The sequence below is a fragment of the Prosthecobacter sp. genome (assembly GCF_044226605.1).
Taxonomy (GTDB): Bacteria; Verrucomicrobiota; Verrucomicrobiia; order Verrucomicrobiales; family Verrucomicrobiaceae; genus Prosthecobacter.
Genome location: NZ_JBGAGS010000013.1, coordinates 188,742 through 211,898 on the forward strand (window position 1 = coordinate 188,742; position 23,157 = coordinate 211,898).

Annotated in this window: 16 protein-coding genes; 11 read left to right on the forward strand and 5 right to left on the reverse strand. The window is 60.6% G+C overall.

Features of this window, described 5'->3' with window-relative positions:
* Nucleotides 1–83: 83 nt before the first annotated feature.
* The 4 genes from ACILSO_RS19155 to ACILSO_RS19170 all read left to right on the forward strand — a co-directional run bounded on the left by ACILSO_RS19155 (nucleotide 84) and on the right by ACILSO_RS19170 (nucleotide 5,055).
* Nucleotides 84–2,282 (forward strand): GumC family protein, encoded by a 2,199-nt coding sequence (locus ACILSO_RS19155; protein WP_395739056.1) that lies wholly within the window; start codon nucleotides 84–86, stop codon nucleotides 2,280–2,282.
* 26 nt (nucleotides 2,283–2,308) lie between these two features.
* Nucleotides 2,309–2,869 carry a polysaccharide biosynthesis/export family protein gene (locus ACILSO_RS19160; protein ID WP_395739057.1) on the forward strand — a complete coding sequence of 187 codons (561 nt, stop codon included), beginning with the start codon at nucleotides 2,309–2,311 and terminating at the stop codon, nucleotides 2,867–2,869.
* A gap of 21 nt (nucleotides 2,870–2,890) precedes the next feature.
* A complete protein-coding gene (locus ACILSO_RS19165) occupies nucleotides 2,891–3,469 on the forward strand; it encodes a polysaccharide biosynthesis/export family protein (RefSeq protein WP_395739058.1) in 579 nt (192 codons plus the stop codon).
* Nucleotides 3,470–3,822: 353 nt separating this feature from the next.
* Nucleotides 3,823–5,055, forward strand: coding sequence for an SGNH/GDSL hydrolase family protein (locus ACILSO_RS19170; protein ID WP_395739059.1), 1,233 nt, complete (start codon nucleotides 3,823–3,825; stop codon nucleotides 5,053–5,055).
* Nucleotides 5,056–5,237: 182 nt separating this feature from the next.
* Here ACILSO_RS19170 and ACILSO_RS19175 read toward each other — a convergent pair whose 3' ends face one another.
* The 3 genes from ACILSO_RS19175 to ACILSO_RS19185 all read right to left on the reverse strand — a co-directional run bounded on the left by ACILSO_RS19175 (nucleotide 5,238) and on the right by ACILSO_RS19185 (nucleotide 10,887).
* The gene (locus ACILSO_RS19175) at nucleotides 5,238–5,759 is read right to left on the reverse strand and encodes a hypothetical protein (RefSeq protein WP_395739060.1); all 522 of its coding nucleotides are present in this window, start codon (nucleotides 5,757–5,759) and stop codon (nucleotides 5,238–5,240) included.
* A gap of 34 nt (nucleotides 5,760–5,793) precedes the next feature.
* The gene (gene ilvD, locus ACILSO_RS19180; RefSeq protein ID WP_395739061.1) at nucleotides 5,794–7,515 is read right to left on the reverse strand and encodes a dihydroxy-acid dehydratase; all 1,722 of its coding nucleotides are present in this window, start codon (nucleotides 7,513–7,515) and stop codon (nucleotides 5,794–5,796) included.
* A 78-nt stretch (nucleotides 7,516–7,593) separates the two neighbouring features.
* Nucleotides 7,594–10,887, reverse strand: coding sequence for a hypothetical protein (locus ACILSO_RS19185; protein WP_395739062.1), 3,294 nt, complete (start codon nucleotides 10,885–10,887; stop codon nucleotides 7,594–7,596).
* A 153-nt stretch (nucleotides 10,888–11,040) separates the two neighbouring features.
* Here ACILSO_RS19185 and ACILSO_RS19190 point away from each other — a divergent pair, with 153 nt between their 5' ends.
* From ACILSO_RS19190 to ACILSO_RS19210, 5 genes are all read left to right on the forward strand, one after another.
* Nucleotides 11,041–11,769, forward strand: a complete 729-nt coding sequence (locus tag ACILSO_RS19190) for a c-type cytochrome (protein WP_395739063.1) — start codon at nucleotides 11,041–11,043, stop codon at nucleotides 11,767–11,769.
* 94 nt (nucleotides 11,770–11,863) lie between these two features.
* Complete coding sequence (locus ACILSO_RS19195; RefSeq protein WP_395739064.1) at nucleotides 11,864–13,300, forward strand: UTP--glucose-1-phosphate uridylyltransferase; 1,437 nt, start codon at nucleotides 11,864–11,866, stop codon at nucleotides 13,298–13,300.
* 49 nt (nucleotides 13,301–13,349) lie between these two features.
* Complete coding sequence (locus ACILSO_RS19200) at nucleotides 13,350–14,225, forward strand: hypothetical protein (RefSeq protein WP_395739065.1); 876 nt, start codon at nucleotides 13,350–13,352, stop codon at nucleotides 14,223–14,225.
* Nucleotides 14,226–14,729: 504 nt separating this feature from the next.
* Complete coding sequence (locus ACILSO_RS19205) at nucleotides 14,730–16,166, forward strand: alkaline phosphatase D family protein (RefSeq protein ID WP_395739066.1); 1,437 nt, start codon at nucleotides 14,730–14,732, stop codon at nucleotides 16,164–16,166.
* A gap of 55 nt (nucleotides 16,167–16,221) precedes the next feature.
* On the forward strand, nucleotides 16,222–17,508 hold the full coding sequence (locus ACILSO_RS19210) for a DUF1552 domain-containing protein (protein WP_395739067.1): 1,287 nt from the start codon (nucleotides 16,222–16,224) through the stop codon (nucleotides 17,506–17,508).
* A gap of 206 nt (nucleotides 17,509–17,714) precedes the next feature.
* On the opposite strand, the gene ACILSO_RS19215 is transcribed toward ACILSO_RS19210, so the two are convergent.
* Entirely contained in the window at nucleotides 17,715–18,581 is an 867-nt protein-coding gene (locus tag ACILSO_RS19215) for a right-handed parallel beta-helix repeat-containing protein (RefSeq protein ID WP_395739068.1), read from the reverse strand.
* Nucleotides 18,582–18,594: 13 nt separating this feature from the next.
* A complete protein-coding gene (locus tag ACILSO_RS19220) occupies nucleotides 18,595–19,959 on the reverse strand; it encodes a Gfo/Idh/MocA family oxidoreductase (protein WP_395739069.1) in 1,365 nt (454 codons plus the stop codon).
* Between the two features lie 99 nt (nucleotides 19,960–20,058).
* Between ACILSO_RS19220 and ACILSO_RS19225 the strand changes: the two genes are divergently transcribed.
* Together ACILSO_RS19225 and ACILSO_RS19230 are read left to right on the forward strand one after the other, a co-directional pair.
* On the forward strand, nucleotides 20,059–20,802 hold the full coding sequence (locus ACILSO_RS19225; RefSeq protein WP_395739070.1) for a hypothetical protein: 744 nt from the start codon (nucleotides 20,059–20,061) through the stop codon (nucleotides 20,800–20,802).
* Between the two features lie 8 nt (nucleotides 20,803–20,810).
* Entirely contained in the window at nucleotides 20,811–23,150 is a 2,340-nt protein-coding gene (locus ACILSO_RS19230; RefSeq protein ID WP_395739071.1) for a DUF1592 domain-containing protein, read from the forward strand.
* Nucleotides 23,151–23,157 lie beyond the last annotated feature (7 nt).

Below are 23,157 nucleotides of genomic sequence, written 5' to 3' on the forward strand. Positions count from 1 at the left end.
CGATTCGGACATCACGAATCTCCCGCTGGCGGCATTTCAAGACCCCTTTCTTAACCTTTGCCAATAATCAAACCTGAGCAGTCATGAACGAGTCCGGCACCGAACTGCAGAAGCATGCGATGGACACCTGGCAGGTGATCAAGAATCGATTTGGGCTGATCTCGCTTTGTTTCATCCTGATCTTTGCTGCGGCGGCGGTGCTGACGTACATCATGCCGAGGAAGTATCGCGGGCATGTGGAGATGACGATTGAGCGCATCACCGAAGGCATCAGTGTGTTTGCGAACAACCGCAGTGACAGCACGGGCTTTTCGCCTGAATACCTCAAGACGCAGTTTGAGACGATCACGAAGCCCACGACGCTGTATCCGGTGATCGAAAAACTGGAGCTGGCCAAGCGCTGGGAGCTGCCCAGCCGGCAGGCGGCGCTGGCAAAGCTGCGGGCCAATCTGGAAACGCAGTCGATGCTGCGCTCCGACTTTGTGACGATCGACTACTACGATCCAGATGCCCAGCTCGCGGCGACCATTGCGAACGAAGTGGCCAAGAGCTACATGGAGCAGCGCAAGAACATTGAGCATGAGAAGAAGCTCAAGGCTCTGGCAGTCCTGGAACAGAAGATCAACGACCAGGAGGGGCTGCGCGCCCAGGCCCAGCTCCGTGCGCAGGAAGCCAAGCGCAAGGCGGGGATCGTGGGTGAATGGGTGATGGGCGGTGGCAACTCGCTGAGTCCGGGCAGCGAAATCCGCACGGCGGAGGAAGGACTGCAGCAGACACGTGAGCAGATGCTCATGCAGGCGGACCAGGAGAAGATGACCCTGCAGACGGAAATTGATCAGATCGGAAAGCTGAGCCCGGATGAACTCATCGAGCAGGCTTCAGGCCTCAAGCTGGAGAATGCCAGCATCGCGACAATGACCGCTAAGATGCAGGAGCTCAAAGTGGCACGGCAGGGGCTGACGAACGAAGGCCGCGGCAACAGGCACCCGCAGGTGCTCAGTGTGGACAGCCAGATCGAGGAATACAAAAGGCTCATTCTTGCGGAGGCCACCTCCCACATCAAAGGACTGCAGAACCGGCTGGATGGAGCCAAGAAAAAGCGCGAGTCACTGGAGAAGTGGAATGGTGATGCCAAAAAGGAGATCATGGGAATGCAGGCGCTCTACAATGAGTACAAGAGCGCGAAGGATGAGGTGACGCAGCTGGACAACATCATCGTGAACCTGCGCACGAGAAACCTGGAGGAAAAGGTCGGTGCGGATCTGGTGAAATCTCCCGCGACGATTTATTCTGAAGCAGAGCCGGAAGGGAAGCCTGCGAAGCCGAACGTGCCGCTGCACCTGGCGCTGGGCGGGGTGCTGGGGGTGATGTTTGGCCTGGGCCTGGCCTTTTTCCTGGAGTACATGGACACCACGGTGAAGAACCTGGATGACGTGGAAGGCTACCTGGGCGTGCCAGTGCTGGCAGTGGTGCCAAAGGATGTGGGCGTGCTGCACCGCAGCAGCGGATTCAATCCGGATGCGGAGGCGTACCGCATTCTGCGCACGAACATTGAATTCAACCGCAAGACGCCGGAGGCGAACTGCCTGAGCGTGGTGAGCGGCGGAGCGGGAGAAGGGAAATCCACGACGATGGTGAACCTGGCGTATGTGTGCGCGCAGGGCGGGTACAACGTGCTCTTGATTGATGCAGATTTGCGCCGGCCGAGCCTGCATACGCATTTTGATGTGAGCCATGCGACGGGCCTGACGAACTACCTGACCACTGACATCCGGCTGGAGGATGTGGTGCTGCGCACGCAGGTGGAGAACCTGTTTTTCCTGCCGAGCGGCCTGCTGCCGGCGGACAGCGCGGGACTGCTGAACTCCCAGCGCATGGTCGATTTGATCGCGGATGTGAAGAGCCGGTTTGACTTGGTGCTGATCGACTCGCCACCAATCCTGGGCGTGAGCGATGCCTCGGTGCTGGCGAATCTGGCGGACATGACGATGATCGTGGTGCAGCATCGCAAGCTGCCACGGCACATGCTGATGCGGGTGAAGCAGAACGTGGAGAACGTGGGCGGCAAGGTGGTGGGGGTGGTGCTGAACAACGTGGACCTGCGAAGCGACGCGCAGTACCAGTATTACACGAGCTACTACACCTACTACTCGCCCACGAATTCGCCGAACGGCGGGCAGGGGGGCAAGACCCGCCGCCGCAAGGTGAAGGCGGAAACGACCGCTCCTGCGCTGGGCAGCCCGCATGCCGTCTCAAGGCTGGATGGCGATGATGTGTTTTGATTTTACCCGACGACGCACGCTTTTTTATGAACACACGCATTCTTACCTGCATCCTCGCTGCATGCGCGCTGGCGACGGCCCATGCGCAGAACGGCGAAATCGCCCTCAAGATCAACAACCGCATCTCGATCTCCATCGGTGGCATTCCGGACAATGAGGTGCCGCAGATCAGCAAGGTGTACACGATCAGCGACAACGGCACGATCAACCTGCTGCACATCGGTGAAGTGCGCGCAGCGGGACTGAAGCCCTCCGCCTTGCAGCGCAGCATCGAGGCGACCTACAAGAACCAGGAAATCTACACGCGGCCCACGGTGACGGTGACGACGAATGACAGCGCTACCACGCAGCAGATGGTGTATGTGGTGGGCGGCATCAAGGGGAACGGGTCGGTGCCGTACACTCCGAACCTGACCGTGCTGAAAGCCATCTCCGCAGCGGGAGGATTCACGCCCTTTGCCAAGCCGAGCAGGACGAAGCTGCTGCGCAACGGAACAACGACGGAGATCAATCTTAAGGACATCAGCGCGGATCCTTCGCGGGATATTCAACTGCAGCCGGAAGATCAAATCATCGTGCCGGATTGAGGCTGGATTTTTTTACCCTTCATGACCATGAACATGAGCATGCGCTTTCTTGTTTCTGTGGTTTCCGTGCTGGTGTGCCTGAACGCCACGGTGACGGCGCAGAACACGGAGATGGCCTTGAAGGCGGGGGATCGGATCGCGCTTTCGATCGGTGGGATTCCGGCGGATGATGCCGCGCAGATCAGCAAGGTGTACACGATCGGTGACGGTGGGACGATCAATCTGGTGCACGTGGGAGAAGTGAAGGCCGTGGGGTTCAAGCCTTCGGAGCTGCAACGGGTCGTGGAGAAGACTTATGTTCAGGACGAGCTTTATAAGAGTCCGACGGTGACGGTGACGATTGATGGTGGAGAGGTGCCCGCGAGGCTGGTGTATGTGGTGAGCGGCTGCAAAAAGAACGGGCCGGTGGCCTACAATGCGGGCCTGACTTTGCTGAAGGCGATCAGTGTGGCTGGAGGCTTTTCTGATTTCGCGAAGCCCAGTCAAACGAAGGTGATCCGGGATGGCAAAAGCATTGCTGTTGATCTCCGAAATGTGGGATCTGAACCGGCGAAAGACATGAAGCTGGAGCCGGAAGATCAGATCATTGTGAGGGAGTGAGGGATGCGGAATGACGAATGACGAGGCGGGATGGTGGGGACGTTCGGTTTGGCCGCAGTTCACATGAACTCAAGCGACGGGATTGTGGGATGGAGAGTAACTGGGGGGCGAGAGTTGTTTGTACGAAGAGAGCTTCCAGATTCCGGCTGAAGCCGGTACTACAATACTTGCGCTGGTTGGTTTAGAATCTCGGGATATGCGGTGATTCCGGAACGGGCTAAAGCCCGAACTACGTACTCAGAAGTGAAAGCAGTCAGATTTTCATGCGGTTCTCAACAGCGATGATCACTCAGTCGCGTGAGTTAAGAATGGCTCCACTGAAGGACGAAGAGACGTTGTGCGTTTTAGGCTGGATGAAAATTGTGCTGTTTGCTTTGTGCTTTGTCGGGGCGGCTGTTTCGGCCATGGCGGAGTTTGCGCTGAGGGATGGTGATACGGTGGTGTTTCTGGGGGACAGCATCACGGCGGCGAGGCGGTATGACCGGATCATTGAGAACTACACGCTGCTGCGGTTTCCACAGAGGAAGGTGAAGTTTTTCAATGCGGGAAGAGGAGGGGACACGATGACGGGGGCGCTGGAGAGGCTGCAGCGGGAGGTGTTTGATCGTGGGGCGACGGTGCTGACGGTGGCGTTTGGGGTGAATGACATTGGCTGGGGCATGAAGGCGGATGCGGAGCACAAGGGGGCGTATCTGGAGTCTCTGCGAAAGCTGATCGCGCGCTGCAAGGAGCATGGGGTGCGGGTTTTCATCTGCTCGGCGGCGATCACAAATGAGGAGCCTGACCGGGCGGAGAAGGGTTTCCTTCAGCAGATGTGTGATGAGGGGCTGGAGGTGGCGAAGGGGCTGGGGGCGGAGACGATCGATGTGCAACGTGCGATGCGGAAGGTGCAACGGCGGGTCTTGGAGGTGAACGAGAAGCAGAAGGAACCGTCCAAGCCGACGAGGTTGCATGTGGAGGATGGGGTGCATCTGAACGATCTCGGGCAGCTGGCGATGGCGGTGGCGATTTTGAAGGGGCTGGGTGCGCCTGCGGAGGTGTCTTCGGCGGTGGTGGATGCGAAGGAGGGCAAGGTGGCGGCTGCCGATGGGTGCGCGGTTACTGGTGTGAAGGTGGAGAAGGATGGAGTGGCCTTTGACCGGCTGGATGAGGGGCTGCCGATCAACTTTGGGGCGCTGGGTGCGCTGAATTTTTTGTTTGTGCCGATCCCGGCGGAACTGAACGGCTACATGCTGACGGTGAAGGGGCTGGCGGCGGGCAAGTATGAGCTGCGTGCGGGTGGGAGGCTGCTGGGGAAGTTTACCGCGGGGCAGCTGGCGGCGGGGCTGAATGTCTCTTCGATGACGGCGAATGGGTGGGAGCCGGGCGGGCCGTGGGATGCGCAGGCGGCGGCGCTGAAAATGGTGACGGATGCGCGGATGGAGATCGTGGGATCGGAGAGCTATCGGGAGATGTTTTTGAAGGAGCAGCCGGGGGTGGGGGAATTGCGTTCGGAGACGAAGACTGTGCTGGAAGGACTGGAGGCGTTGCAGCGGAGGTATGCGACGCCGGCGAAGGTGAGGTTTGAGGTGAAGAGGGTGGAGTGAGGGGGTGGAGGGTGGAGGGAACGCTTGTGCTGGCATCGCTACGCGATGCGACCGTGCCGCCGCCAGTGGAACATCACGCCCGATGAATTCACCTGCAGCGTGAACTCTTTCAATTGCGTGTGGTATTATTCGCCGAACAGCAAGGTCGTATCGCATGCGGAGCACTTCTCGCATGCGGAGCGCTACTTGAAATCGCTTGGGCGAAAGGGAGCGGGCTTGGGCGGTTCGAATTTCATATTGGCTTTGAGCCAGTCTTGAAAGCTTTGGAAGTCTGCGGCGGAAAATGGGTCGCTCGATACACGGATGTATTCGCGCCAGCGACCGCCTTCCTTGAACTCCAGGGTGATGAGGGTGGTCTGACGGGCGCTGTCCCTTTTGCCCCAGTCCCAGGATTCTTGCAGGACGATTTCTGCGGCGACGAATTCGCTCCAGCGCTGGTATTTGTCGGGCTTGAGGAAAGTGACCTGGCGGATGCCCTCCGGCTCGATGCGGGTGTAGTTCAAGAGCCCGATCAACGCGTAGCCGGCGCTCACGAAGCCGGTCCCGAGAATGAGGACTGCGATGCCGATGCCGTAGCGCAGAAAAAACGCGTTGCGAAAAAAGTGGGCCATCGGGCCGCGTGCGAACCCGTAGAAAAGCACGCAGGCCGCTGGCAGGACAGAGAGAAGCAGCGAGGCCTCCCACCACGGCATCTGGGATGTCATGAGGGGAGGATGCGCTGGAGTCATGGCGGCAGGATTACAGGCCGAGGTCGGTCACGGCGCCTTCGCTGGCGCTGGTGGTGAGCTTGGCGTATTTGGCGAGGACGCCGCGGGTGTAGCGGGGCTTGGGCTGCTTCCACTTGGCGAGGCGGGTCTTCAGTTCCTTGGCGGGAATGCCGAGGGTGATGGCGCGCTTTTCCGCATCGATGGTGATGGGGTCACCGTTTTTGATGACGGCGATGGGGCCGCCGACGAAGGCTTCAGGGGTGACGTGGCCGACGACGAAGCCGTGGCTGCCACCGCTGAAGCGGCCGTCGGTGATGAAGGCGACGTCTTTGCCGAGGCCTTTGCCCATGATGGCGGAGGTGGGGGAGAGCATCTCGCGCATGCCGGGGCCGCCTTTGGGGCCTTCCATGCGGACGACGATGACGTGGCCTTTTTTGACCTTGTCATTGAGGATGGCCTGGAGGGCGGTCTCTTCGGACTCAAAGACGATGGCCTTGCCTTCGAACTTGAGGCCTTCCTTGCCGGAGATTTTGCCGACGGCGCCTTCGGGGCAGAGGTTGCCTTTGAAGATGACGAGATGGCTGTCCTTCTTGAGGGGAGCGCTGAGCGGGCTGACGATCTTCTGATCCTTGGGCCAGACGATCTTGGAGTTTTTCATGTTCTCCTTCATGGTCTTGCCGGTGACTGTGAGGCAATCTCCGTGCATGAGGCCTTCTGCGACGAGCATGCGCATGAGGGGGACGGTGCCGCCGATCTTGACGAGGTCGTTCATGAAGTATTTGCCGCTGGGCTTGAGGTCGGCGAGGACGGGGGTCTTTTTGCCGATGCGGACGAAGTCTTCGATGCCGAGCTTCACGCCGGCGCTGTGGGCCATGGCGATGAGGTGGAGGACGGCATTGGTGGAGCCGCCGAGGGTGATGATGAGGGTGATGGCGTTTTCGAAGGCTTCCTTCGTCATGATGTCGCGAGGGGTGATGCCCTTCTTGATCATGTTCATGACGGCGGCGCCGGCGTCGAAGCAGTCGATGAGCTTGTCGGTGCCGACGGCGGATTGCGCGCCGGAATTGGGGAGGCTCATGCCGAGGGCTTCGATGGCGGAGGCCATGGTGTTGGCGGTGTACATGCCGCCGCAGGAGCCTTCGCCAGGGATGGCGTGCTCTTCGATGTCGATGAGCTCCTTGTCATTGATGAGGCAGTTGGCGTGCTTGCCGACGGCTTCGAAGACGGTGACGATGTCGGCGTCTTTTTTCTCGGGGCCGACGCAGCCGGGGAGGATGGTGCCGCCATAGACGAAGACGCTGGGGCGATTGAGGCGGGCCATGGCCATCAAACAACCGGGCATGTTTTTATCACAGCCGCCGATGGCGACGAAGCCGTCCATGCCTTCGCAACCGACGACGGTCTCGATGGAGTCGGCGATGACTTCGCGGGAGACGAGGGAGTATTTCATCCCCTCGGTGCCCATGGAGATGCCGTCTGAGATGGTGATGGTGTTGAAGATGATGCTCTTGCCACCGGCGGCGTCCACGCCTTTGGCGGACTCGAGGGCGAGACGGTCGATGTGCATGTTGCACGGGGTGACCATGCTCCAGAGGGAGGCGATGCCGATCTGAGACTTCTGGAAGTCGGCGCGCTTGAAGCCGACGGCGTGCAGCATGGCGCGTGAGGCGGCGCGGTCCACTCCATCAACCACGATGGCGCTGTGCTTGCGATGGAGGTCGGATTTGGCGGCGGCGGAGGCTTTCTTGGGCATAAAAAATTGGGTGGTGTTGAGCCCGCAAACTGCCAGACGCGCGGGATGCGCGCAAGCTGCCTTTGCGTGGAGAGGTGCTCAGGGCAGGGCGGCGCGCCAGGACTGGAGTGTCTGCCTGGTTTTGGCGCTCATGGGAGCTTCGGAGGTGGCGTCCGCGGAGTTCAGGCACCAGTCGAGAAACTCACGGACCACGGCGTGGTCGAGGCCAGGTGCGGTGAGCGCCTTCTGGGCCTGCGCGAGAACTCGATCTGCAAACAAGCCGCGGTCTGCCGCATGGTGAATGCTCCAGGCGATGAGCATGCGGGCGGTGGTGGTGGCATCCGGCTCGTCCCAGAGGGCGAGGATGTGACGGGGCATGTGGAAGCGGTCTTTGATGACCCGCACGGTGTTGCCTGCCGTGTATGCCTCCTGCCCCTCCACATCGGTGGCGTCAAAGGTGGCGACACGGGCCAGATCGGGAGCGGTGTCGCGCAAATCCAGGGCATAGAGAGATGCAAAGGCAGGTGTGAGAGAGGAGTGGGTGCGCTGAAGCTGTGACAGCAGGATGGCGCGGAGTTCTGCCATGTGCTTTGGATCGCTGCTGGTCTGTGCCAGACGGCAAAGCACGTCGTAGTCGCTGCTGTAGAGGGCGATTTTCTTTTGATGGAAATCTTTGAAGGTGTCCCAGTAGCGAAGGGCTCCCTCCCGCCGTGAGAGCGCCTCGGCGAGCAGGTCTCCGTGACCGCCGAACTCGACTACCTGCGCCATCATTTCTTTGAGCAGCGTTTTTTCGATGCGGGGATCGCGATGGCGCATGGGATCCTCCGAAGGGACGAGCTGAGCGAGGATGGCCTTCTTGTCCCAATAGGCAGGGGATTTTTCTGTCAGCGCGGCAAGCAGGCTGTCCACATCTGCCTTCTCACCGATCATGGCCGGTGGGGCGATGGCGGTGCAGGCTTTGGCGAGTTCTCCTTTGAGCTGGCCCAGCGCGTGTGCGGCGGCTGCGGGATCGGCGGTGCAAAGTTCCTTGAACAAGGCCACTGCCCTGGCGGCTTCGTCCGGCTTTTTCAGCTTGAGCAGGTCGGCGGAGAGAACGCTGACATAAGCCGACATGTCCACTTCCTGGAGGCGGCGCATGGCCCAGTCGGCGTTGAGATCTTGTGATGAGGCCCAGGTTTTGAGAGCCGCGACGTCATCGCGAGCCGCGAGCTGGCGGCGGACGGAGGGCAGCGTGTCGCGGAGCGTGTAGGAGAGATTGTCTTCAAGCTCTGTGCGCAGCTGCCAGGCACGTGATTCATCTTCCTGATGCTGCTGCTGTTTTTTGCGGAGACGCAGCTCTTCGGCGGATTCTTTTTTGGGTGGGGTGTCACTTAAAAAGTCGAGGCTGGGGGGAAAAGGCTCGAGAAGGGGCATGGGACCGGCGGCCTGGATGCGCTTCTCGAGATCTCGAAGCTCGATCTCCGATGCGGTGGGCGGCAGAACGTGTGATTCCACGGAGTGCAAAATATCTTCCGCGGAAAGGCCCATCTCACCTGCGGCATGAAGCGCTGATTTAAGGAAGACTGGCGGCAGCGAGGGCGGATGCTCAAGCCGGTCCATGAAGCGATGGAGCATCATGAGAGTGCTTTGACGGCGGGCTTCGGTCGAGGTGGGGTCCGGAGGATCGTCTGACTCGTTGCGCAGAACGGGCATGGCTTTATGCAGGAACTCGGGGCCATCGCCCCAGCGTGGCGGCAGCGCCTTTTCGATGAGCAGGCATGCGAAATTCAGCGCGGTCTCTTTCTTGTAATCATCGTTCCAGCGGTGGCAGATCTCGTCTGCGAGGACCTGGCCTTGGAGATTCACCAGCGGCTTGCTTTCGGAGGATGACCGTAGCTTGAGATGGGCGGAGCCATCGGCGGTGGAAGTGCTCATGCTCATGCCCATGCTGCTTTTGCTGCCGAGGCGGTTGCGGCTGCGTACGCGGTCGAGCCACCAGAGGGTGTGCGCGATATGGCGGGCGTCCGCGTCTTTGAGATCGTGCCATTCGAAGTCGTAGAAAGGTCCATCATGAAGCGCGTTGTACCTGGCCGCGCCATTGAACACGGTGCGGCCATAGGCGAGCCAGGAGTCGCCTGGGCGAAAGGAAATAAAGATCTCCCACACGCGGGCATTGTAACAGAAGGACGAGCTATGGCTGAGGTGAAGCGTCCCGGATTCCGGAGGCTTTTGTCCGTCGCGATCTTCGACTGCGAGCTGAAACAGGGAGTGGTGCCGCGGAGAGCGGTTGATGTCCACCAGCTCCAATGCTGCGGCCTGAGGAGCCATGGTCCAGAAACCGTCAGGAATGCGGTCATTCTCCTGATGATCTTGAAGATGGTGATGGGGCCTGCGACCGAGACCCATGAAGGTGAACAGCTCCGCGTGCGTCAGCGACTGGCGTGATTGTTTCACATAGGGGCGGGCTGGCGGGAGCGCAGGAGATCCAGAGCCGGAGGCCGGTCCGAAGCCAAGCGTCTCAGACACGGGGGTGAACTGCTTGATGGGATAAGCGAGGCCTCCCTGTGCATGAAGTTTTTTCAAGGCTGCCTCCGCCTCTTCGAATGGGGCGGGCAGACGGGCGAAGTGGCTGCCTTTGCCGCCAGCCGGGCCGGTGAAGCGCTTCTGAGTCGCGTCCCATTCATAAACCGCCTGAGGCTTGTCAGCGCTGCCGGTGCTGGGAAACAGAACGACCTGCCAGCCTGCGGCGGCGGCGGACGGACGAACGTCCCACGACCAGCGGTTTTCGGGGAGATCGGCATCACGGCTGTGCCAGTTGATAACGACAGACAGCAGGGTGCGCGGCTTTGTCTCCGCCGTCTCGATGCACAACACTTCGACCGTGGCGTTTTCGATGGAGACGCCGGAATGGTAGGTGTCCAGCTTTTCCACCACGCCGTCTCCATTGACGTCGAAGAGGTAACCATCTGTGATCATGTTGTCGCCGCCGAATGGATCGAACTTCCGGCCGTTCTCGAAGTAGCCACTGAGCACTTGGTCGAGCATGCGAGCCGGTGACTGGCCGTCAGCCGAGGCTGCGGGGCGACGTGCTTGAAAAAGTTTTTCCGGTCGTGGGATCTCGTAGTCGCCGGGAAAGGTGTCGGACAGGGAATGCCACTCGGGGGTGTGGGAGACAATGTAGAAAGAGGGGGCTGAATCCCGCTGAGGGCAGCGGGTGACCTGGAGATTGGCGTGTTCCTTGGTGAATTCGGCCAGGCTCTGCTTCTCTTTCTGGTCCGTCATTTCATACAGGGCCTGCATGCGTGTGGCGGGATCGAGGAGCTGCCGTATGCGGGGGCTTTCCTTGCCCAGAGTCACGCATGCGCCAAGCCAAAGCAGTGATGGCCAGAGGAGGGTGGATAATGCCAGGCGCATCCAAGCATGATGCCGTGGATGAAGAACTGGAGTCAAGATGATATGGCCGCACTTCTGGCGCAGGAAATGGCAAACGGGGTGTGGTTTCCGGCCCGCGAAGAGCGATAAGGGAGGGTGAACATGTATTTCCGATGCATCTTTGTTTTTCTGGCCATGGCTGGCGCTCTCGCGGCGGCGGATCAGGTCGTGCCGCTGGACTTCAATCTGTACATGCAGGGGAAGTTTGTGTATGAGAGGAACTGCATCGTGTGCCATGGGCAGCGCGGGGATGGGAACGGGGAGATGAGCCCGACGCTGAAGCCGAAGCCGAGGTCGTTCCGGGAGGGGATGTTTAAATTCCGCACGACGCCGTATACCATGCTACCGACGGATGATGATCTGCGAAGGACGATCACGCATGGGCTGAGCGGCACGGCGATGGGGGCCTTCAGCCATCTGCAGTCGGACGAGGTGGAGGCAGTGATCGCGTATGTGAAGTCGTTTTCGCGGAGGTGGCGGAAGCCGGAGAATTATGCGGAAGCCATCAGTTTGGCGCCAGCGCCGGAATGGCTGAAGAAGGAGAGCGAGGTCAAAGCGCATGCGGGAGTCGGGCAGAAACTTTTCGCGACCAACTGTGCGGCCTGCCATGGGGAGAAGGCGGATGGCAAGGGGGCGGCGGCGATCGCGCTGAAGGATATCTGGGGGCTGCCCGCGGCGCCGGCGGATCTGCGCCAGCCGCATCCGCGCTGCGGAGACGGGCCGGAGGATTTGTACCGGGTGCTGGCGACGGGGCTGAACGGGACGCCGATGGTGAGCTTTGAGGCGACGCTCAGCGAGGCGCAGCGGTGGGATGTGGTGGCGTATCTTTTGAGCATTCGTCTGCCATCGGTGCCGGTGCTGTAAAAGGAGTCAGGCGCGGCGAATTCCGAAGGGCTGCGGGATGTCTTATGAATGATTGTTTGCCTCGGCTGATGGTTAACTTTAGCGTTGGGGACGCATGAGCCAATCTTCCCGCAGTCCTGAGAGCATCGAAGCTTCCTTTGCCCCGTTTCGTCAAAAAATGCAGGCGGAGGGGCTGAGTGAGTCGGCGATCCGGGCGTTTCGCGGGAGCTATGCGGCGCTACTGGCGGGGGAGACGGGGATGATTCCTGAGGCGACGATTTCTCCGGCGAAGGATCTACCGCGGGCGGATGATCTGAAGGCTCCGGCGGCGGAGCGTGCGGCGGAGTTGCTGAAGCAGACGGTGATCCTGAAGCTGAACGGTGGTCTTGGCACGGGGATGGGGCTGGAGAAGGCGAAGTCGCTGCTGCCAGTGCGGGGCGAGGACACGTTTTTGGATTTGATCGCGCGGCAGATTTTGCTGCTGAGGTCGCAGACGGGGGGAGAGGTGCCGATGTTCATGCTGATGAACAGCTTTAGTACTTCGGCGGATTCGGCGGCGCATCTGGCGAAGCGATTTCCGCAGCTGGGTGGAACGGAGACGTGGGAGCTGATGCAGAACAAGGTGCCGAAGGTGCTGGCGAGTTCGCTGGAGCCGGCGACGTGGGCGGCGAGTCCGGATGCGGAATGGTGCCCGCCGGGGCATGGGGACATCTATGCATGCCTCGCGGGTTCGGGCTGGCTGGAGCGGCTGCTGGGCAGCGGGGTGAGGTATGCGTTTGTTTCAAATTCAGATAACCTCGGGGCGACGCTGGATCCGGCGATTCTGGCGTGGTTTGCGGACAGCGGAATGCCGTTTGTGATGGAGGTGACACGGAGGACGGAGTCTGACAAAAAGGGCGGTCATCTGGCGGTGCGCCTGAGCGACGGGCGCTTTCTGCTGCGGGAGTCGGCGCAGTGCCCGAAGGAAGATGAAGGGCATTTTCAGAACATCGATCAGCACCGGTATTTCAACACGAACAACCTGTGGATTGATCTGCAGGCGCTGAAGGCGGCGCTGGAGGCGAATGACGGGCTGATCCCGCTGCCGCCGATCATGAACAAGAAGACGGTGGATCCGCGCGACAGTGCTTCGCCTGCGGTGGTGCAGCTGGAGACGGCGATGGGGGCTGCGATTGAGTGTTTTGAAGGAGCGGGGGCGATCGAGGTTTCACGGGTGCGGTTTGCGCCGGTGAAGACGACGAGCGATCTGCTGGCGGTGAGATCCGATGCGTATGAGCTGACGGAGGATTTTTGTCTGAGGCTGCACCCGAGCCGCAACGGGCAGCCGCCGCACCTGCATCTGGACCAGAAGCTGTGCAAGCTGGTGGACGGGCTGGAGCACAACTTCCCGCATACACCGAGCCTGCTGCATTGCCGGAGCCTGCTGGTGCATGGGCCGGTGGAGTGCGGCGCGGGCGTGGTCTTCAAGGGGGATGCGGTGATTCATAATCACACGCAGGCGCCGGTGAAGCTGAGGGCCGGGGTGCATGAGGGGCAGATCAGTGTGGGGTGAGATGAAATTTATGATTTACGATTTTTGATTTATGATTTGAGATAGGGGCATGAAACTCTTTCTCGCTGTTTTTGGTCTGTGCTGTGGTGGTCTGTGGGCGGCTGATGTGGCTGCGCTGCAGAAGCTGGGGGCGAAAGTGACGGAGGCGGGGGGAGTGGTGACGCAGGTGCAGGTGGATTGTGAGAAGTTTAGCGAGGCGGATTTTCGGACGCTGGGTGGTTTTACGACGATCAAGAATCTGAGCATCAGCGGGAAGACGATCACGGATGAGACGATCGGATTGCTGACGGGGCTGACGGAGCTGGAGATGCTGAGCACGAACGGGATTCAGCTGACGGATGCGGGGTATAAGCATTTTGCGGCGTTTCAGAAGCTGAAGTCGCTGGCGTTTTTTCATCCGGCGTTTCGGTCGAAGGATTTTACGGGGAGTGGTTTGGTGGAGCTGAAGAAGCTGCCGAATCTGGAGCGGCTGACGTTTGCGGGATCGACGACGGGGGATGCTGCGATGGAGGCGATCGGGCAGCTGACGCAGCTGAAGGATTTTCGCACGTGGCACACGGCGCAGACGCAGGCGGGAAATGCGGCGCTGATGAAGCTGACGCGGCTGACGGGATTGAGGATGGGGCAACGGCTGCCGGAGTGGGGGAAGGACTCGCCGGCGAGCTTTGATGAATCGACGATGGGCGTGATTGCGCAGATGAAGACGCTGGAGTCGCTGGAGCTGACGGAGGCGAGGCTGAGCGCGAAGATCATTCCGCAGCTTCAGGCGCTGCCGAAGCTGGTGAAGCTGAAGATTGAGACGGTGGACATTTCGGAGGCGGATGTGGAGGCGATCAAGGCGGCGCTGCCGAAGTGCAAGGTGGAGTATAAGGCGATGAGTGCGGAGGAGAAGGAGAGCGGGCTGGTGAAGAAGCTGAGGCTGTGAGGGAGGGAGTGATGGGTGTGGAGTGGGCGTGCGTGCGGCGGGGCTCTTTGCAAACGCTGCTGGGGCCAGATAGATGTGGCGGAGTGCTGGGTTTGCTTCCCGATTTTCTCCAGATAACCCAGGGCGGCGCTCGCTTAGGCTCGCTTGCCCTGGGCTGCGATAGGTCGCCCCTTTGGGGCTGGGCGTGAATTGGTGGGCTCGCTTGCGCATAGGAAGCTTCCAGATTCCGGCTAAAGCCGGTACTACAAAACTTGAGATGGCTGGCTTCGAATTTTGGGCGATGCGGTGGTTCCGGAGCGGGCTGCTGCGAAGCCGCGAAGCGAACCCCGAACTACGTACTTGGGATGGGAGGGGTGCGGACGTGTGGGCGGATTCGGGGCGGGTGAACTGATGATGGGCGGAGGTTTGCGCGTCGGTGGGGCGGGGGAGAAGGGGGGGGCTGATTGTGTGGTGAGGCGAAGGTGGGAGACAGAAATGTGAGAGGATGACGTTCATGGCTGGACCATGAGCCAGGCACCTTCTTTTGATCGTCGTCGTTTTATTCAAAACACTGCTGCGGTGGCGTTTGCCGCGCCGTGGATTTCGCAGGCGGCTGCGAGTGGGCCGTTTCAGGCGACGGGGACGAGGGTGGGGGAGGTGACGGATACGACGGCGATTGTGTGGACGAGGCTGACGGAGGGGGCGGTGCGGAACAATGCGGGGGTGAGTTTTGACAAGCAGAAGAAGGTCAAGGGTGTGAAGGAAAAGGTGCAGGAGGTGCCTGCGGTGCGTGAGATTGAGGGGGCGTGTCCGGCGGCCTCAGGCAAGGTGCGTGTGCGCTATGGGCTGAAGGAGGATCTGAGCGATGCGGCGGAGACGGCGTGGACGGAGGTGAGCGCGGAGAAGGATGGGATTCACCAGTTCAAGCTGAGCGGGCTGAAGGCGGGCAGTACGTATCATTATGTGAGTGAGACGGCGGGGGGCAGCTTCAAAGGGAAGTTTCATACGGCGCCAGATGGTGCGGCGCCGAGCAAGCTGCGGTTTTGTGTGATGACGTGCCAGGGGTATCAGGACCGCGATCATGCGGACGGGCATCCGATTTATCCTTCGATGACGGCGCTGGACCCGAACTTCATGGTGATGACGGGGGATCTGGTTTATTATGACAGCAATCCGCCGAGGGCGGTGTCGCCTGCGCTGGCGCGGCTGCATTGGGAGCGGATGTTCAGCCTGCCTCGTTTGATTGAGGCGACGCGCAGTACTTCAACGTACTGGCTGAAGGATGATCATGACACGCTGACGAATGATTCGTGGCCGGGGATGAAGGCGGGTGAGCTGACGTTTGGCGAGGGGATCCAGATTTTCCGGGAGCAGACGCCGATCGGTGAGAGGGATTTTAGGACGATTCGCTGGGGGAGGGATCTGCAGGTGTGGTTCACGGATGGGCGGGATTATCGCTCGCCGAACACGATGAAGGACGGGCCGGAGAAGACGATCTGGGGTGCGGAGCAGAAGGAGTGGTTCAAGCGCACGGTGAAGGAGAGCACGGCGACGTGGAAGGTGCTGGTGAGTCCGACGCCACTGGTGGGGCCGGATCGTGGCAACAAAAATGACAATCACAGCAACGAGGGTTTCACGCATGAGGGGGATGAGATCCGCGCGTGGCTGAAGGCGAATGTGCCGGACAATTTTTTTGTGGTGTGCGGGGACCGGCACTGGCAGTACCATTCGGTGCACCCGACGGCGGGCGTGCAGGAGTTTAGCGTGGGGCCGGCGAGCAATTCGCATGCGAGCGGCTCACCGGGGGAGGACAAGACGTATCACAAATTTCACCGGGTGAAGGGCGGGTTTCTTTGTGTGGAGCTGACGCCGAGCGGGAAGGAGAGCGAGATCGTGTTTCAGCTTCGCGGGGTAGACGGGGCGGTGGGGTATGAGGCGAAGTTTAAGCGGAGTGTGGCGTGAAGGCGTGGGAACTGACAGACTGCGAGCCGGTGGGGCGTTTCAAAGAGTCACTGTCATGAACATCCCCGCCAAACGTCATCTCGACCGCCGTGCTTTTCTGCGGGGCACCGGAACTGTGCTTTCGCTGCCGTTTCTGGAGGCGATGGTGCCGGCGTTTGCGACGCGGGCGCAGGCTGCGGTGGGACAGCCACCGCCGCGGTTTTTGGCGATGTGTGCGACGCTGGGCTTTCACACGCCGTTTTTGTTTCCGCAGGAGACGGGTGCTGACTACGCGCTGACGCCTTATCTGGAGCCGCTGAAGGATTTGAGGGGCGATTTTTCCGTGCTCTCGGGCCTGCAGCATGAGGAGCAGAGCGGGGCGAACGGGCACACGTCTGAAATGACGTGGCTGACGTCTGCGAAGCATCCGGGGCTGGCGGGGTTTAAGAACACGATCTCGATTGACCAGCTGATTGCGGAGCAGATTGGGGCGCAGACGCGGTTTCCGAGTTTGATCCTTGGCACGGGCAGTGAGTCGCTGTCGTGGTCGGCCAGCGGGGTGCCGCTGCCGGCGGAGTCATCGCCGTCGAAGGCGTTTCAGCAGTTGTTTGTAGATGGAACTCCTGCGGAGGTGGCAGCGCAGGTGCGGGGTCTAAAGCGCGGGAGGAGCATTCTGGATACGGTGATGGGGCAGGCAAAGAAGCTGCACAACGATCTGGGCAAACGCGATCAGGAGAAGCTGGACGAGTATTTTTCCGCGGTGCGTGATCTGGAAGGGCGGCTGGTGCAAAACGAGGCGTGGGCGCAGCGGCCGAAGCCGAAGGTGGATGCGAAGCCGCCGACGGACATTCAGAGCCGCACGGATGCGATCGGCAAGATGAAGCTGATGCAGGATCTGATTGTGCTGGCTTTGCAGACGGACTCGACCCGCGCTGTGACGCTGCGACTGAGCGGGATGAATGCGGTGCCTGAGATCGCAGGGGTGAAGAACGACTGGCACAATCTTTCGCATCACGGGCAGGACCCGGCGAAGATCGAGGAGCTGAAGGTGATCGAGAGAGCGGAGTTCGCGGCTTTTGCGGATTTCCTGGGCAAGCTGAAGAAGACGCAGGACAACGGGCGTGCGCTGCTGGATTCCACGGCGGTTCTGTTTGGGTCCAATCTGGGCAACGCGAGTGCGCATAGCACGGCGAACCTGCCGCTGGTGCTCGCGGGAGGCGGTTACAAACATGGGCGTCATATTGCGATCGAGAAGGACAAGCATGTCTTTTCGAATCTGCTGGTGGCGCTGGCGCAGCGGATGGGGGCTGACGCGGGGAAATTTGGATTCAGCACCGGGGTGCTGGACATCAGCCAGGTGTGAGAGGAGAGGTGGGGTCGCTCGCAGACGGGCGGTCTGGCGCCACGGCCGCCCTATGGTCTGGCGTGAGAGGCGCGAGTCGACGTGGAGGTGCGTGGGGGAGGTGTGTTTGCGGGGGCGCTGATCGACAGACAGGAGTGTCTGTCGTACTTCCAATCAGCCTGCGGCTGATTGCGGGGAGCGGCTGCGTTGGTTGGTGGCGTGTTGAATTATGGTTTCAGCCATTCGTTGCCGGATTGCTCCACCTGGGCGCCGTCGCGGATGACGATGTCCTGGGCCTGGTGGTGGATGCGGCAGCGGGTGACGCGGTGGGATTTTCCTTCGAGGAAGAAACCGGCGGCGACATTGTGATGAACCTCGCAGTTGGTGTAGGTGGTGACGCTGTCGTTGACATCGGCGATGCCCCCGGCAGAGGAGCCATTCCAGGCGATCTCGGAATCGAAGACGTCCATCTGCACGGTTTCGTGGGCGCTGATGCCTTCGTCGCCATTGGAGAAGGCTTTCACGTTTTCGAGGCGAATGCCGACGCGGGGGCCGTGGATGTTGAAGCCGTCATTGGCGGCATGCAGGGCGGTGATGTTTTTGATGGTGATGTAGGAACAGGCGATGTTTACACAGCTGGCGAGTCCTGCGGGTGGGAGAAAGATTTTGGCGGAGCCGGGGGGCTTGCCCTCAGGCCAGCGGAAGTAGATGGTGCCATCGGGTTTGAAGCCCATCTGGCCGGGCTGAAGCGCTGATGGTGCGGTGAAGACGACTTTGCCTTTTTCTCCGCTGGCTTTTTCGGCGGCGCGGTCGCGGGTGATGCGGATGGGGACTTCTTCGATGAAGAGGGCGGCGCGTTGCACGTCATCGATGGGTGGATGTTTTTCGAAGGGGCCGCGGGAGGTCCAAACATCGCCCTGCTTTTCCCAGTCGTGGGAAGTGACGTCGATGCCGAGATCGATGATCATGCCTTTGCCGTCAAAGACGGCGGGTTTGTCGGGAGTGCCGCCGTCCTTGAGCGTGAGGGGTGTGTGGCGGATTTCCTGGGCGTGGGTGGCGAAAGCGAGGGAGAGAAAGAGGGCGAGGCGGTGCATGTGCGGAATGTGATTATGCTTTCCAAAGGTCTTCGCCGTAGCTCCAGCCTTCGCGCACGGGTTCTTTGATCCAGGCGTCGAATTCGGGCGCGCCTTTGACCTTCATGTTTTCGGCGTCCCATTCGATGGTTTTGCCGGAGCGGATGGCCATGACGCCGGTGGCGACGAGTTCGGTGAGCGGGCAGGCGTAGTCGAAGTGGGAGCCTGCGTGCGGGATGGTGCCGCGGATGGAGGCGAAGAGCTCGCCGATGGGTTCGCCGGCGACGGAGCGCGGCAGGGGCTTGCGGCGGAGGATGTCGATGAGGGGCGTCATGCGCTCGCGGGGCCAGAGCTGCGGGCTCTGCACGCGCATGCCTTCGGAGAAGAGTGTCTCCTTGCTGCCTTTCATGATCATGCCGTTGTCGGGCAGGCCTTTCTCCATACCGGGGAGTTTTTCGGGAAGCAGACCGCCTTCATACCAATGAATCTGCACGGGAGGCATTTCGCCATGGGCGGCGAAGTGGAAGATGATGTGGGACTTGGGCGCGGTGTAGCCTTTGAAGTCGGCGGGCTGCTGCTCGACGACTTCGACCTTTTCCGGCATTCCGAGCTGAAGGGTCCAGAAAGGGGCGTCGAGGCAATGGCAGCCGATGTCGCCAAGGCCGCCACAGCCGTAGTTCCACCAGCCGCGCCAGAACTGCGGCATGTATTGGGAGTTGTACTCAGCATCGGCCACGGGCCCCTGCCAGAGCTTCCAGTCAACGTCCTTGGGCACGGGTTCGCCTGCGGGGACTTGGGTGGGGAATTTTGGCAGGAAGCCGACTTTGCTGATGGGGCGGTCGGTCCAGCAGTGGACTTCGCGGACCTCGCCGAGGACGCCGGCTTCGAACCATTCCTTCACGAGGCGGATGCCTTCCCAGCAGTGGCCCTGATTTCCCATGACGGTTTGCACGCCGTATTTTTTGGCGGCTTTTTGCAGGGTGCGAACCTGCCAGATATTGTGGGCGAGAGGCTTCTGCACGAAGACGTGTTTCTTGGCCTCCATGGCAGCCATGGCTGCGGCGAAGTGGGTGTGATCCGGCGTGGAGATGAGGACGGCGTCGATCTCGCCACCCTTTTTGTCGAGCATCTCGCGGAAGTCGGTGAACTTGGGGACATTGGGGTGCTTTTTGGCGAGTTCACCGGCGCTGCGGCCGCCGAGGTCGCGCCAGTCCACATCGCAGAAGGCGACAATTTCTTCGTCGCGGGAGGCCTGCACGGCGCCACCGCCCATATTGCCGATGCCGACGCAGGCGACGCGGATTTTCTGTTTCGAGTCAGCGGCGCGGAGGATGTTTGGCCCGGCAAGGGCGCTGAGGGCTGCAGTCTTGAGAAAGTGGCGGCGGGGGTGGCTGGTCATGGCGGAAGAAAGGAACGATGAAAGAGGGGCTGCCTTGCCACGATCCCGGGGATTTTCCGCAAGCTCACAGGCCCGGCCCCGTTGTATGCGCCTCTTTGCATGAAAACCAGTCTTTTGGCCTTTGCTCTCTCTCTTTCCGGCGCTGTCGCGGCGGACCTCAAACCTCTCATGGCGCAGCCGGATCAGGTGGTGCTGCAGGATGATTTTTCCAAGGCTGGGCCGCTGGAGAAGACGCGCTGGGAACCGCGACAGGGGACGCAGTGGGTCATCGCGGATGGGATGCTGCTGGGCAAGCCATCCACAGCGGAGTTTCGGGCCAACCGAAAAAACCACTTTGGGTATGAGCCGCGCATTTCCTCGCCAGCCACGCCGACGCAGTGCATCGCGCAGTTTTCAGTGAGGTTCAGCGGTGGCAGCGAGACGGCGATCGCTCCTTTCATCGAGCTGGGGCATCACATCTGCCGGCTGCATTTGACGAAGAACGGGGTGGAGATGCTGGCGGATCATGAGTCGGTGAAAGTGGCGGAGGCCAGGGAGTTCAAGTTTGAACCGGGCAAATGGTATCACGTGCTGGCGGAACTGAAGGGCGAGGAGGTGGTGGTGCAGTTTGCCGACGGGCCGACGCTGTATGCGAAGAACGCGGTTTTTGCGAAACCGGTGGAAAGTGGCGGCCATGGACTGGGCATTGCGGGGCCGAAGGATGGGACGGTGGAGATCGACAACGTGACGCTGTGGAGCGTGAAGGCCGAGGAACAGGCGACATGGGCGGCAAAGCGTGATACTTTGGTGAAGCTGGAGCCGGTGCCCGTCGTCAAAGCGAAAGGCAAGGCCAAGGCTGAGTGATGCTTTTCATGAACTGTTTTTTTATCCGTGCTGCCACCCTCTCTGTGATTCTGGGTGGGGTGGCTTTCGCTGAGCTGCCGCAGTCGCTGTCCGCGTTTCTGGACCAGCACTGCGCTGAGTGCCATGATGCGGATGTGAAGAAGGGCGGGCTGGATCTGAGCGTGCTGAAGTTTGACCTGAAGAATGCGGATGCGTTTCAGGGATGGCTGAAAGTGTTTGAGCGGGTGCGGGATGGTGAAATGCCGCCGAAGAAAAAGCCGCAGCCTGCGAAGGCGGATGCGGAGAAGTTTCTGAGTGCTCTGAAGCCGGAGCTGGTGAAGGCGGATGCGGCGGACATCGCTGCGAACGGACGGGTGCGGAGCCGGAGGATGACGCGCACGGAGTATGAGAACACGCTGCACGATCTGCTGGGGATCGACATGCCGCTGCAGGTGCTGCTGCCGGAGGACCGGGCGTCGTATGGATTTGAAACGGTGGCGGCGGGGCAGCAGCTCTCGCAGCATCTGCTGGCGCGGTACCTGGATGTGGCGGACATCGCACTGACGGACGCGTTTCAACGAGTGCTGAAGGGAGACGAGACTTTTCAAAGACACTACACGCCGGAGATGCTGGCGAAGGAGCGCCGGGGGAACTATCGAGGACCGGATCTGCGGGATGGCAAAAGCATTTCGTGGCCGATGACGCTGCAGTTCTTTGGCCGGACACCGACGTATGTGCCGGATGACGGGTGGTATCGCATCACGCTGCATGGAGTGCAGGCCATCAATCCTGGTGAGGATGGCACGGTGTGGGGCACGCTGCGGTCTGGCGAGTGTGAGTCGAACGCGCCGATGCTGTACATGATCGGGCTGGTGGAGGCGACGAGTGCGCCGCGTGATCTGGTGTATGAGGCGTGGATTCAAAAAGGGCACCGGCTGGAGCTGAAGCCGAATGATGCCAGGCAGAAACATCCCAAGACTGGTGCGAAAGGCGGGAATGTGTCGTTTCAAGGGCGCGACCTCGCGAAGGAAGGCTATGAGGGAATCGCGCACACGGGCATCGACATTGAGCGCATTTATCCGAATGCAGACCATGCGACGGTGCAGAAGGATTTGTTTGGAGATGCGGACGTGAAGAAGCTGGATGCGGCGGCGGTGGACAAGCTGATCACGCGCTTTGCGCGGCGCGCCTTCCGGCGGCCGGTGACGGAGGAGCAGACGGCGGCGTATCGGGAGATCGCGCAAAAGGCGATGACGGGTGGTGATGCGACGACGGAAGCGCTGCGGATCGCGTATCGCGCGATTTTGTGCTCGCCGCGATTTTTGACGTTTGTGGAAGAGCCGGGGGCACTGGATGATTTCGCGATCGCTTCACGGCTGAGCTACGCGCTGTACACTTCGATGCCGGACTACAAGCTGATGGAAGCGGCGAAGGAAGGGAAGCTGCGTGATCCGCAGGTGCTGGCTCAGCAGGTGGACCGTATGCTGGCGAATGCGAAGGCAAAGCGCTTCATCGAGAGTTTCACGGACCAATGGCTGAAGCTGAAGGAGATCGACTTCACCACTCCGGACACGCGGCAGTTTCCCACGTTTGATGCGGTGGTGCAGGAGTCGATGCTGCAGGAGACGCGGACGTATTTTGCGGAGCTGATCAAACGGGACCTGAGTGTGACGAATTTGGTGGAGTCGGATTTTGCCTTCCTCAACGGCAGGCTGACGCGGCACTACGGCACGGAAGCGAGCGTGGAAGCGGGTGAGGGATTGCAGAAGGTGAAGCTGGGGGCGAAGGACATTCGTGGTGGCCTCGTGACGCAGGGGGCGATTCTCAAGGTGACTGCGGATGGCACGAGCACCTCCCCAGTGGTGCGGGGGCTGTTCATCAACGAGCGTATTTTGGGCAATCGCATTCCGCCGCCACCGCCGGGGATTCCAGCGATTGAGCCGGACATTCGCGGGGCGACTTCGATTCGTGATCAACTGGCCAAGCATCGGAGCAACGAGAGCTGTGCGAGCTGCCATCAGACGATTGATCCACCGGGCTTTGCGCTGGAGAATTTTGATCCTGTGGGCGTCTGGCGCACGGGCTACGGCAAGAACAACAAAGGCGCCCAGGTGGATGCGTCCGGCACCACGCCTGAAGGCGGGACGTTCAAGGACATTCATTCCTGGCAGCGGCTTTATGCGGAGAATCCGAACCAACTGGCACGCGGATTTGCCACGCATTTTCTGACTTACGCCACCGGTGCGCCGCTGCGCTTTAGCAATGAAGAAGCGCTGGAGAAGGTGATTTCAACGACAACGCAAAACGGGCATGGAATGCGCTCCTTGATTCGTGCGGCTGTCTTGAGTGAAATTTTTCTGAGCAAGTAACTGATTT